Genomic DNA, 12,710 nt, shown 5'->3' on the forward strand with positions numbered 1-12,710 from the left:
ACCGTTTACAAAATAAGATGCAATAAGAATTTTTTGTCTATTTTGAGCATTTTGTTCACGGGAATAGGAGATTAACTTCTATGTATTGTTTATTCATCTTTTATCAGCTGTTTATCGAAAAGATGACAAAAATTCCCTCTTCGATACAGACAAGCATAATAACGGAGAGGGAATTTATCAACTGCTGAATGGTGGCTATTTCAAAATGAGTGGCAAGCCTTCTCAGGCGTATACATATGGGGATTGCTTCCATCATACTTCCAGCAGTGTTATACAACTAACATGTTACACTATATGATTAGTTCATTCTTTGTGCATTGCTGCTTCCTTAGATTATCAATTATCGGAGCCTAGCCTTCATCATAATTCCTACTTTAAATGATATCTTCGCTCTGGTCTTCCTACGATACCATACTCTAATTCAGCCGTAACCTTATTAATGGATATTAAATACTCCAAATATCTCCTTGCTGTTGTTCGTGAGGCGCCAACTTTAGAACCCATTTCCTCAGCAGTAATACCAGTATTTACTTGATGTAATATTCCTTCAACCTTTTCAAGCGTTAATGGGTCTATTCCTTTTGGTGTTGGTTCTCTAGTACTTAGCTTCTGTCCAAAATAATCATCTAAAAATGACTGATCTACCTCATTTTTTGCTGCTAATTGTTGTTTCATATTTTTATAGCGTTTGATAGTTTCTATAAACCGTTCCATTTTAACTGGTTTAATGATATAGTCAAAGATTCCATTGCGTATGACATTACCAACAATCTTTGTCTCCGTTGCTGCAGATATCATAATAAAATCAATGTTAGGATTACGATGACGAATTTCTAGCATAATATCACTACCTAACATATCAGGCATATAAATATCTAGTAATATTAAATCAGTTGCAGTTTTGCTAACCATATCCAGTGTTTGCTCTCCGTTTAACGCTTTTCCAACAACCTCTATACCTGAGATTGTCTCTAAAAACTTTTCATGAATATTTGCAATTCGATAATCGTCCTCTGCAATAATGACACGTATCATTCCATCCCCCCTCTGCTAATCACTTTTTGTCTGTTTAGGAATAAAAACAGAAAACACTGCTCCTTTGTGTTTTTGATTATGTACTTCAACAGTTCCCTGAAGTTCTTCTACTGTATCCTTAACAATAGCTAATCCATAACCGCGATCCTTCATTCCTTTTGTAGAATAGCCTTGTTGAAAAATTTGCTGAACCTCCATATCATTGATGCCTTCGCCACTATCGGCAATTTCAAATACAATATCTTGACCTATATCAGTTGCAAAAATTACAACCTCTTTAACATTTTGTTGTTCAACTGCTTCCATAGCATTATCAATTAAGTTACCAACAATTGTAATTAATTTTGCCATATCCATTTGCTTCGGCAATGGCTGTAAGTAGCTATTCGGATCAATTGTAAGCGCAATCTTTTTTTCTGACGCCTTTCCTATTTTTCCTAACAAGATAGCTTGGACGGTTTGATCTTTTATTTGATCAAGCAAAATTTTATTTTGATCCGCATGTATCTTTGATTCTTTTTGAATTAACTCAATAGCCTCTTTATAATGTTGTAATTGCAATAACCCTGAAAGCACATATAGTTTATTGGTGTACTCATGTGTTTGGGCACGTAAATCTTCGGAATACTGCCTAACTTCGGACAATGTATTTATCATTTCATTTAGCTCTGTTTTATCCCTAAAGCTTGATACTACGCCTACTACTTGTTCATTTTCTATGATTGGCTTACGGTTAACAATAACCTGTCGATTATTTAAAGCTATTTCTTCATCTTTTATTACGTTTCCCGATTGAAGTACATCGTACATTTTTGTATTTGGAAAAACATCCTCTATTTTTTGATTCGCTTTGTTATTATTAATTCCTAAAATTCTTTGCGCAGACTCATTCATTAAATTAATTCTACCAGTTTGATCAATTGCAATAATCCCCTCCTTTATCGAAGAGAGGATGGCATTCCGATCACGATAAAGAGTTGCTATCTCATATGGTTCCAGACCAAACGTATCCTTTCTAATATTTCTTGCTAATAAGACCCCACCAACGATACCAGCCAACAATACCAATAACGATACTCCACCTAGTTTTAATAATTTATTGAAAACAATCGACTTAATATCTTCAACCATAAACCCAACAGAAACGATCCCAATTATGTCACCATCTTTATTAAAAATAGGCGCTTTTCCACGTAACGAATAGCCTAGGCTTCCTACAGCTTTTGATGTATAATATTCACCATGTTTTAATGCTCTATCATTATCTCCCCCAACCATATGTTTTCCGATTTTCTTTGTATCAGGATGAGCTACACGTATACTATCCTTATTTCCTACTACAATAAATTCTGCACCAATGTATTCTCGAACCTCCTCAGCAATTGGTTGAATCGTTTTTTCTGGATGTGCCTCATCAAAAGCACTCCTTACCGAAGGCATATGAGAAAATGTAATAGCTACATTTAAAGCTCTTTCCCCTATTTGTTTTTCAATATCTTGCGATTCAAAATAAGCATTTATCCCAGTCAGTAGTATAGTTATACAAATAATTAATCCACAGATTAGGACAAGTATCTTTGTTTGTAATGAAACACGAAGCATATCTCCCCTCCTTAAACACAGAACACAACGGAATGAATGGGATAGTACTATTAGCTGCCTTTAGGAAGAGCATAAATAATTGCAAATAATAAAAGTGAAACTTCAATCAGTTGGGGGTTTTTGTTTAGCCCCACGGATGGTTAGTACCACTAAGGGTATGACCTAAAGGCCCTCGAACCAATCGGACATTTATTGCAGTCGCCCCCACTCATTCCAGAACGGTTCACTTTATTGCCGGAGTGGGGACTTACTGCAAAATTATATGCGGAATCAATCGAAGTGGTAGAGAAACGTAATTTTTATATTAACAGACGGTACAAATAATTAAAAATATCAAATTATTGTAACATAAAAGAATGGATAGATTTATTAATTTATGGAGGAATTGGATAATAGATTAAAAACATCCATCGATCCTTTTACGACGAAGAAATCGATGGATAAATAGATTTTTATCTATACATATATAGGTGACTACTGGACAATGAATGCATTCAACAGCTGGATGTCAACATTCCCTCCAGATAATACACAGACCACATTTTTATCATAGACACCAAGTTTATCAAACATAGCTGCTGCAACCGTTACAGCACTAGAAGGCTCGATCAACTGCTTCATACGCTGTAAAACAAAGGTCATCGCCTGTTTAATTTGTACTTCACTTACAAGAACAATATCATCTATAAATCGCTTCACAATGGGGAAGGTAAGGGTTCCTGGGTGCGTTGTACGTAAGCCATCCGCTATTGTTATCGTTGGTGGTATACTCGTTATTTTTCCTTCCTGTAAGGAAATAAAAGTATCTTTAGCAGTTTCAGGCTCCACTCCAATAACTTTAATCGATGGCTTCGTTTCTTTAATAGCAGTTAGTATCCCGGAAATTAATCCACCACCACCAATTGGTACTACGACAACGTCAACATGATCTATTTGTTCTAATATCTCTAATCCAACTGTACCTTGGCCAGCAATGATTAATGGATCATCATAAGGAGGAATAATCATACCATTATTTTCTTTTGCGACTTCCACTGCACGTGGAAGCCGTTCAGAGGAAGTCATTCCACATTTTTCAATTTTCCCCTTATATGAACGAATTGCATTTACCTTACTTTCATTAGCATCCTCAGGAACGACAATCGTAGCTGGTATTCCTAACTGATTTGCAATATAGGCTACTGCCTGGCCGTGATTTCCTGATGATGCTGCCGTAACAAATGATGACCCTTCTTGAGCCGCACGTTTAACCTTGTTCGTGGCACCTCTAATCTTAAAAGACCCTGTTTGTTGTAGGTGCTCAGCTTTAAAAAACATTTGATTCTTACAGATAGAAGATAGCTGTGTAGATTCTAAAATGGGCGTATTATTTATTGTATCTGTAATAGTTTCTCTCGCATTGTAAATATCATTTACCGTAATCATATAAATCCTCCCATCATGCCTTGTACTTTCAAGTATAACAGACAGCATAGCAATAGTTTCCTCTACTTTGCTGATAATCCAAGTTATATACTAACACCAGATTGAAAAAACCCTTTACGGAGTATTTCAAACCGTAAAGGGTTTTTTCTATTTATGTTCGAAAGCTTGTATTACCGAGTCGTATACATCTTCTAAATTTTTGCCCATACCAGCTTCTACTGCTGCTACATAAGCACCTTCTACAATAGGAGCTTCTACTAACTTTATCGCTTTAAGATCTGTCATTTCGATTGCCATTTCAGCGTTCATCTTTGCACTACCTAAATCATAAAATAACAACACACCATTACCTTGATTAGCTTGCTCAATGGCAGCATTAATCTTTTCTATACTTGTTCCAATCTCTAAATCCTCTGTACCTCCAGCTGTTTCAATTGGTACGTCCTTTATTACTTGTCGGATAAGCTCCTTTGCTCCTTCAGCGATTTTTGAGCTATGGGAAATAAGTACAATACCTACATAAGCCATTACTTAGATGCTCCTTTCCATACTTCAGCCAATGCTTCAAAAATATAGTATGATGACACAGCTCCTGGATCCAAATGTCCAATCGACTTTTCTTTAAAATAGGAGGCCCGTCCTTTTGTGGCCATCATATCTTTTACTTTTTCTAAAGCATTGCTTGCAGTCTGTAAAATGGAAGAATGATCGACTTCCTCATTTGTCTGAAATAAATCAGCAATGGGGGACCATACATCAACCATTGTTTTCTCTCCCTCTGTTGCTTTACCACGTTGCTTTAATCCACTAACAGCTTCATTTAATCCTATTGCAAACTGCTTCTGATTAATAATTTGTTCACCCTTTAAAGCATTCGTTAATTTCAAGAAGACTGTTGCAAATAAAGGACCAGATGCACCACCTACCTTTGACATGATGGTCATCGCTACATCCTTTAAAACGTCAGATACCTCTTGATAATCCTCTTCATCCAACTTAGTTACCACAGCTTGAAATCCTCTAGCCATATTAATTCCATGGTCACCATCGCCAATAGGTTGATCCAGTGTAGTTAAGTAATCTTTATTCATTTGTATTTTTTCATTTGCAAGTTTTATCCATTTTATAGTACGTGATACATCCAATTCCATATTAAATCCCTCCTAGCTGCGAAAAGCGGGTGCTTCTGATCCAGCATCTAATAATGTCTTTAGTTCATCATCTAATTTCAATAAAGTTATGGAAATACCAGCCATCTCCAATGATGTCATATATTCTCCGACAAATGTTCGATATACATGAATGCCATTATCATGAAGTATTCCCTGAACTTTCTCGTTTACTATATACAATTCCATTTCTGGAGTAGCTCCTAAACCATTAATCATTACAACAATATTATTTCCTTTTGATATTTCGATATCTTCGAGAATTCTATTTGTTAATTCTGTTGCAATTTCATCAGCAGAAGTAATTGGCTTCCTCTCAATTCCCGGTTCTCCATGAATTCCGATCCCAATCTCCATCTCATCCTCTTTCAATGTAAAGCTTGGCTTTCCAGCAGCTGGTACTGTACATGAGGTGAGTGCCATTCCCATCGAGCGTACATTTGCTACAACCTTGTCCGCTACTTGCTTGATTTCCTTCAGTGATCCACCGCTTTCTGCCTTAGCTCCAGCTATTTTGTGAACCAATACTGTCCCAGCTATCCCTCTTCGACCAGTAGTGAAGGAGCTATCTTCAACTGCAACATCGTCATTAACAATTACCTTTTCGACTTGGATACCTTCAGCTTCAGCCATTTCTGCAGCCATTTCAAAGTTTAATACATCACCCGTATAGTTTTTAATGATTAAAAAAACCCCTTCACCTCCATCTACAGCTTTTATCGCTTCGAGCACTTGATCTGGAGTTGGTGAAGTAAATACTTCACCAGCAACTGCTGCATCAAGCATACCTTTTCCAACATATCCTGCATGAGCAGGCTCATGTCCACTACCACCACCACTTACTAATCCTACTTTACCTTTAATTGGCGCTTCCTTTCTTGCTAACACTAACGTATTAGGTATTAACCTAACTTTCTCAGGGTAAGCAGCAATATACCCATTCACCATATCTTGAACAACTTGATCTGGATCGTTAATAATTTTTTTCATTTTACTACCCCTTTCATCTTCTTATTATAAAAATACCCTGTTTATAGCCTAATCACACAAATAAATACTATTTCTTAGAAATTTTTTATAAAAAAGGGCCATTCTTATCCTTAGATAGTCATGACCCCTTTCTTGCTAAAGCTTTATTTAAATGCTCGAGTTGCTTCAACAGCTTTCTTCCAGCCGCCATATAGAGCTTTACGCTTCTCTTCCTCCATATTATCCGTAAATGTTTTCTCTATATTCCACTGTTTTGCAATTTCATCCTTATCCTTCCAGTAACCAACGGCTAACCCAGCTAGATATGCAGATCCTAAAGCAGTTGTTTCTTGAACAACTGGTCTCTCTACAGGGACACCGATGATGTCACTTTGAAATTGCATTAAGAAATTATTTTTGACTGCACCACCGTCCACACGTAATGTCTTTAGATCTATTTTTGAATCCGCAATCATTGCATTTAAAACATCTTTTGTTTGATATGCTAATGATTCTAGTGTAGCCCGGATAAAGTGACCCTTTGTTGTACCACGGGTAAGTCCAAATACAGCACCTCTTGCCTCACTATCCCAATACGGTGTGCCTAAACCGACAAACGCAGGTACCATGTATACACCATCTGTGCCCTCTACTTTTGTTGCATAGCTCTCACTTTCTGGAGCAGTTTCTATTAATCTTAAGCCATCTCGTAACCATTGGATAGCAGAGCCTGCTACGAAAATACTTCCTTCTAATGCATATTCAACTTTACCATCGACTCCCCATGCGAGTGTTGTTAATAATCCATGCTCAGAGGCAACTCCTTCTTCACCTGTATTCATTAACATAAAACATCCAGTACCATAAGTATTTTTCGCCATACCCTTCTCAAAGCAAGCTTGCCCAAATAACGCTGCTTGTTGGTCCCCAGCAATACCGGCAATTGGTACTTCTTCTCCAAAGAAATGATAAGAAACCGTATGAGCATAAACCTCTGAGGATTGTTTTACTTCTGGTAGCATGCTTTTCGGAATAGTTAGTATATCTAATAACTCGTCATCCCATTTTAAATCGTAAATATTAAACATTAATGTTCGAGAAGCATTGGAATAATCAGTAATATGCGTTTTACCACCAGACAGACGGTATACTAGCCAACTATCTATTGTGCCAAACATTAAGTCACCGTTGTCTGCTTTTTCTCTTGCACCTTCCACATTATCCAAAATCCATTTAACCTTCGTACCAGAGAAATAAGGGTCAAGCAGCAATCCTGTCTTCTCTCTAAATAGTTCATTGTAGCCAGCTTCTCTTAGCTCTTTACAAATAGCCTCCGTTTGTCTAGACTGCCAGACAATCGCTTTGTATACTGGTTTCCCCGTATTTCTATCCCATACTACCGTTGTTTCCCGTTGATTTGTAATACCAATACCAGCAATTTGATTTGGTTCTAGATCAGCCTTGCGTAATACCTCTGCAATACAAGCTAGAACGGAGGTCCAAATTTCATTGGCATCATGTTCAACCCAACCAGGCTGTGGAAAGAATTGTTCAAACTCTTTTTGCGCTGTCTGGACAATTTCTCCTTTGTGGTTAAAAATAATCGCTCGAGAACTTGTAGTACCTTGATCAATAGATAAAATAAATTGGTTATTCATCATCCATTCCTCCTATATAGCTTTATTTTCCATTTTATCAGCAAGCGTTTCCTTTTTCTTTAATTCCGCACTAACTGCACCTATTATGATGACAGCCATCATTACACTCATAATCCAAAAACCAGTCGAGAAACTACCTGTGAAGAAAGCATTGTAGAATAACGCACCATAAATTCCACCGATAATTGGGCCAAGCACTGGAATCCAGGAATATCCCCAGTCAGATCCACCTTTGCCTGGTATAGGAAGTAAAGCGTGTGCAATTCTTGGACCTAAATCACGCGCAGGATTAATTGCATATCCAGTTGCTCCACCAAGCGACATACCGATAGCAATAATTAAAGCGCCAACAATAATAGGGTTTAAGCCTTCTGTGAATTCGTTTGCACCTATAAATAAAAGTCCCATTACAAGAACAAAAGTACCAACAATTTCACTTAACAAGTTAGAAAAAGGACTACGTATGGCAGGGTCAGTAGCAAAAACACCTAACTTAGCACCTTGATCTTTTGTTTCTTTCCAATGTGGTAAATAATTTAAAAATACAATTACTGCTCCAATAATTGCTCCAATCATCTGTGCCGTTATATACAAAGGAACCTTGGACCATGGAAATTCGCCAATCGCAGCAAATCCTAATGTAACTGCTGGGTTAATATGTGCTCCGGAAAAGTTACCAACTGCGTATACCCCCATTGCTACAGCAAGTCCCCAGCCGATCGTAATGACTACCCAGCCAGCACCTTCAGCTTTGGTTTGTTTTAGAACAACGCCTCCAACAACACCGCCACCAAAGATAATTAATATCATTGTTCCAATAAGTTCTGCTAAAAATTCAGACATGTATAACACCCCTTATTCTATTATTCTATAAGTTAATCATGGAAAACCGAAGATTTGGCCAACTGATGCTGATTCAACCTCTCCCATCAAAATAACTAGCAATTCATCAATAGCTAAACCACATGGTATGCAGATTGAGAAATAAAAGAAAGCAATTGACACGAAAAGATCCACACTTTAATAGACATACTTTCCCCAAGGAAGTTGCAATTAAAGTGTGGATCTCCTATTCTCCGCCACATAATTAACTTGTAGTTTTATTCTACTTTAGTATGGAAACGCTGTCAACAACATTTTAAAATTGTCTCTGAATATACTGTGGTTTCTCCAGTTAACCAATTCATGGTAATATTACCCATTTACCATATAGCTTTATCCCGTATACAACTGGCAGTGAAGGTCCAGTTGGTTCTAGGGCCTTTAAATCATACCCTTGTGGTACTAACAATCAGTGAGGGATCATCACCTCTCCACTGATTGAAGTTTCACTTTATTGCGTTTACATTTTATCGTATTGATCACAGTAATTCTTATTTATTTCCCGGGTAATAAATTTGTCCTATTTTATCGAATTATGTTTATAAAACTCAGTCATTTTTGACCGACTGCAGTATTAGTGTTTTACCTTTTACATCATCTAACTGCGTTTTGTGATAATTTCCTGTCACCCAGTCATCCACCTGATCATGATACCAATCGCTTTTGAAATGTCCAGATTGTCCAGGGCCAACAATATGATACCCGGATTTCGGGGATGCCATATCGATGACAAATCTCCATGATGCTCCATGATCAACTAGGCCGTTTTCTTCATAACTAGCTGCCATTGGAGTTACTGCACTTCCATCCACAGGGACAGGATCTTGATTATTAAAGAAAAATTCTAAGACGGGATGAATTCCTGATAATGGATGAACAAATTGTACTTGATGATAATCTCCCCACTGCCAATTTTTCATATCACTTCCATAATCCTCATTTAATTTTTTCAACGTTTTACGTAAGGATTCTTGTAATAAACGCTCCATTCCACCTTGTTCATCAATCCAAAAAGTAGACTCACCATGTAAAGCTTTTCTAAGCAATTGATCAGTCGTTTGGCCACGTGAGCCAAACAAATCCATCATTTCTTCAGGAATATCCTGATAAATGATTGCTTCGATTTTATCCATCCAATAATGAAATAGTAGCGGTTGTGCGGCAGTAGAATCATCCTGATAATCCCAATTACGAAGTATTTCTAAAGCTTTTTCCTCTTGCGTAGTTAATTCTAATTGGTTTAAAGCCTCTAAAAAAAGAGGTAAAAATTCTTTTGCTTGCAAATTCATATCATCCATTTGCAGCCCTTTCATATCTTCCACTGTCAGTGAATGACTAGCATCTAGTACTTCTGCAATTCGTTCATAACGATAAGGTTGTGCCCACACATTACTAATATGATACGGATAGTCATCTGTAGTTATTTTATTATTAGCTGTTGCTATATAGCCCTTTTTGGGGTTGATCATAATTGGAAGCTCATCAAATGGAATATAGCCCTTCCATTCATAAGATTCCTTCCATCCAGGTAGAGGTAATAAAGCATCATTGCCATTCTGATAAATTGGTATATTACCATTTGCTTTATAAGCTATTGTTCCATCCGTTGAGGCAAACACAAAATTCTGAGCTGGAACAAGAAATTTTTCTAAGCCCTGTTCAAAGGATTTCCAATCATTTGCACGGTTTATTTCAAGGATTGCTTCTAATTCTGTCGTAGGCTCTAAAGCAGTCCATTTTAATGATAATACGTTATCTTTTCCACTATCTTTAGCAAACTCTGAAACTACTGGACCATGCCTTGTTTCAATTACTTGATAATCGATCGTTTCACCATCTTTTACTTTAATTGGTTCATCAATAATTTTAGCTTGCTCCCATTCCTCCTCATATAAAAATTCTGTAGTATCTTCAGGGTTTCTTTTTTCAAGATATAGTTGTTGGACATCTGGACCTGTATTAGTAACCCCCCATGCAATCTGATCGTTATGACCTAATATGATACCGGGTACACCAGCAAAAATGACGCCACTAACATTCTGACTTTCCGTTTCTAAATGCATTTGCAACCAAATAGACGGTGTTGCTAATCCTAAATGAGGATCATCAGCTAATAATGGTAATCCTGATTCTGTTTTTTCACCGCTTACAACCCAATTATTACTACCATTAAACGCATGAGGTATAATTGCATTCTCGAAACTATCGATAACAGAAACAGGTTGTTCATTCATAATAACTGGTTTTCCAGATGGATAGCTTGGAAATAATTCATATGCTTCTTCTTTATTATAATTCTGTAATAAATAATAATTAAACGCTTGCCGCTCCCAATGTCCTCCTAAGTCAAAAGCCATATATTTACCTATTGTAAGTGAATCTATCGGCGTCCATTTTTCCGGTTTAAAGCCCATTAATGTAAATTCAATAGGCAAACTGTTCGTTTCTATCGCTTCTGTCAAATACGCGTTGACCCCAGCAGCAAATGCATCAAGTACCTGCTTGGCCTCAGTACTATATACATCATAAGACTTAGTAGCTGCTCTTCGCAGACCTAAAGTACGAAAATATTTATCATGATCTATTGCTGACTCTCCAGCTACTTCACTTAATGTACCAGATGCTTGTCTTCTCGACATCTCCATTTGGAATAAACGATGCTGTGCTTGTACATAACCCTGTGCCATGTATAAATCATGCTCATTAGCAGCTTGAATATGCGGAACTCCGTTATCATCCGTACGTACAAGAACATCCTTTTTCAGCATTGGCAACTCAATCTTCCCCTCCACCAGAGCCAATGACCGATTTATGTATGCGTTTACAAACAAAAATAAAAATATACTCACTATTAATAGCACACTAAAACTAAATAAGACAATTTTCTTCTTATTTCTTTTTTTTCTTTTCATTGGTTGTTCTTTAGGTATTCTTTCTTCCACTATTAACCACCTTCCTTTATGTAATACTATTCGCCAAGCATGGATTATTATCCTCTCTCCAAATAATTACAGCCACTCTTTTTACGGGAGGAATATCGAAAAACACCTTTCCCAAGCATTGTTATATTTTCATTTATTTATTTCTTCTATATAATAAAATTAGTATATATTAGAAGTGGGGAAAAATGCTGGAGGTAGAAAATGAGGTCAATTTTAGATGAAATTCAACTAAAGTACCAAACACTAAGTAAAACAGAAAAGAAAATAGCTGATTATATAATACACCATAGTGAAACATTATTAAATATACATATACAGGAATTAGCCGATAGAATCAATGTGTCCATCGCTACTATTACCCGTTTTTGTAAAAAAATAGGTGCAACTAGCTTTGTTGAATTTAAAATCTTACTTAGAGACGCCGTAGAGGAAACTTTAGAAACTCATAATGCGGTTGAGAAAGTAGATCAAATTTATCACTCCGTCATTAAATCTACAAACTCTCTTACATCTATACAGAAGTATGAAACGGCTTGTGATTGGATTGTTTCTTCAAAAGCTATCCATATCTATGGACTAGGGAGCTCAGGATTATCAGCACAGGAATTAAAGCTTCGGCTGGCGAGAATGGGTTTTACAGTAGATACACACACGGACTCACATGATATGATTATTAATGCTTCTATTCTTACAAGTGAGGATCTAGTCATTGCGATTTCCAGTTCAGGAAAAACGCAGGAAGTTATTGATGGTGTAAAGCTCGCCCAAAAAAACAATGCAAAAATTATAGCTGTTACAAATTTTTCCAAAACAAAATTAGCAAACAGTTCCGACCTTATATTATATACTTCAAACTTAAAAACATATCAGGAAATTGGTTTTATGAATAGCCAACTATCCATTCTACTCTCATTAGATATATTAAGCATGCTACTTCTCTTACATAAAGAAGATGCACAAGAAAAACATGACTTAACATTACATGCCTTAAATGAGTATAAAAAAATATAGGGCCGGCGATTACCGGT

Annotated in this window: 10 protein-coding genes; 1 reads left to right on the plus strand and 9 read right to left on the minus strand. The window is 36.7% G+C overall.

From position 1 onward, the window contains the following. Positions 1–369: 369 nt before the first annotated feature. From RVS70_RS10665 to RVS70_RS10705, 9 genes are all read right to left on the minus strand, one after another. Positions 370–1,035 (minus strand): response regulator, encoded by a 666-nt coding sequence (locus RVS70_RS10665; protein WP_205388858.1) that lies wholly within the window; start codon positions 1,033–1,035, stop codon positions 370–372. Positions 1,036–1,050: 15 nt separating this feature from the next. After that, positions 1,051–2,637, minus strand: a complete 1,587-nt coding sequence (locus RVS70_RS10670) for a sensor histidine kinase (RefSeq protein WP_121605743.1) — start codon at positions 2,635–2,637, stop codon at positions 1,051–1,053. A gap of 474 nt (positions 2,638–3,111) precedes the next feature. Beyond that, positions 3,112–4,062, minus strand: a complete 951-nt coding sequence (locus tag RVS70_RS10675) for a threonine/serine dehydratase (RefSeq protein ID WP_121605744.1) — start codon at positions 4,060–4,062, stop codon at positions 3,112–3,114. Between the two features lie 147 nt (positions 4,063–4,209). Continuing rightward, positions 4,210–4,590, minus strand: a complete 381-nt coding sequence (gene dhaM, locus RVS70_RS10680; RefSeq protein ID WP_026680087.1) for a dihydroxyacetone kinase phosphoryl donor subunit DhaM — start codon at positions 4,588–4,590, stop codon at positions 4,210–4,212. Further along, positions 4,590–5,213 carry a dihydroxyacetone kinase subunit DhaL gene (dhaL, locus tag RVS70_RS10685; RefSeq protein ID WP_121605745.1) on the minus strand — a complete coding sequence of 208 codons (624 nt, stop codon included), beginning with the start codon at positions 5,211–5,213 and terminating at the stop codon, positions 4,590–4,592. The genes dhaM and dhaL overlap by 1 nt, the downstream gene beginning before the upstream one ends. A gap of 12 nt (positions 5,214–5,225) precedes the next feature. After that, positions 5,226–6,221, minus strand: a complete 996-nt coding sequence (gene dhaK, locus RVS70_RS10690; RefSeq protein ID WP_121605746.1) for a dihydroxyacetone kinase subunit DhaK — start codon at positions 6,219–6,221, stop codon at positions 5,226–5,228. Between the two features lie 143 nt (positions 6,222–6,364). After that, entirely contained in the window at positions 6,365–7,858 is a 1,494-nt protein-coding gene (glpK, locus tag RVS70_RS10695) for a glycerol kinase GlpK (protein ID WP_121605747.1), read from the minus strand. Positions 7,859–7,870: 12 nt separating this feature from the next. Next, on the minus strand, positions 7,871–8,701 hold the full coding sequence (locus RVS70_RS10700; RefSeq protein ID WP_026680091.1) for an MIP/aquaporin family protein: 831 nt from the start codon (positions 8,699–8,701) through the stop codon (positions 7,871–7,873). A gap of 587 nt (positions 8,702–9,288) precedes the next feature. Further along, on the minus strand, positions 9,289–11,652 hold the full coding sequence (locus tag RVS70_RS10705) for a penicillin acylase family protein (RefSeq protein WP_121605949.1): 2,364 nt from the start codon (positions 11,650–11,652) through the stop codon (positions 9,289–9,291). Positions 11,653–11,883: 231 nt separating this feature from the next. On the opposite strand from RVS70_RS10705, the gene RVS70_RS10710 reads away from it, so the two are divergent. Further along, complete coding sequence (locus tag RVS70_RS10710) at positions 11,884–12,693, plus strand: MurR/RpiR family transcriptional regulator (RefSeq protein WP_026680093.1); 810 nt, start codon at positions 11,884–11,886, stop codon at positions 12,691–12,693. Positions 12,694–12,710: the final 17 nt, after the last annotated feature.

This window comes from Virgibacillus sp. M23 (genome assembly GCF_034190895.1).
Classification (GTDB): Bacteria; Bacillota; Bacilli; order Bacillales; family Amphibacillaceae; genus Virgibacillus; species Virgibacillus salarius.

What these genes read in the sequence shown, in the direction of transcription:
- dhaM (WP_026680087.1), bottom strand. Translation starts at nt 4,590, where the DNA reads ATGGCTTATGTAGGTATTGTACTTATTTCCCATAGCTCAAAAATCGCT.
- RVS70_RS10665 (WP_205388858.1), bottom strand. Translation starts at nt 1,035, where the DNA reads ATGATACGTGTCATTATTGCAGAGGACGATTATCGAATTGCAAATATT.
- RVS70_RS10705 (WP_121605949.1), bottom strand. Translation starts at nt 11,652, where the DNA reads ATGAAAAGAAAAAAAAGAAATAAGAAGAAAATTGTCTTATTTAGTTTT.
- RVS70_RS10710 (WP_026680093.1), top strand. Translation starts at nt 11,884, where the DNA reads ATGAGGTCAATTTTAGATGAAATTCAACTAAAGTACCAAACACTAAGT.
- dhaL (WP_121605745.1), bottom strand. Translation starts at nt 5,213, where the DNA reads ATGGAATTGGATGTATCACGTACTATAAAATGGATAAAACTTGCAAAT.
- dhaK (WP_121605746.1), bottom strand. Translation starts at nt 6,221, where the DNA reads ATGAAAAAAATTATTAACGATCCAGATCAAGTTGTTCAAGATATGGTG.
- RVS70_RS10675 (WP_121605744.1), bottom strand. Translation starts at nt 4,062, where the DNA reads ATGATTACGGTAAATGATATTTACAATGCGAGAGAAACTATTACAGAT.
- RVS70_RS10670 (WP_121605743.1), bottom strand. Translation starts at nt 2,637, where the DNA reads ATGCTTCGTGTTTCATTACAAACAAAGATACTTGTCCTAATCTGTGGA.
- glpK (WP_121605747.1), bottom strand. Translation starts at nt 7,858, where the DNA reads ATGAATAACCAATTTATTTTATCTATTGATCAAGGTACTACAAGTTCT.
- RVS70_RS10700 (WP_026680091.1), bottom strand. Translation starts at nt 8,701, where the DNA reads ATGTCTGAATTTTTAGCAGAACTTATTGGAACAATGATATTAATTATC.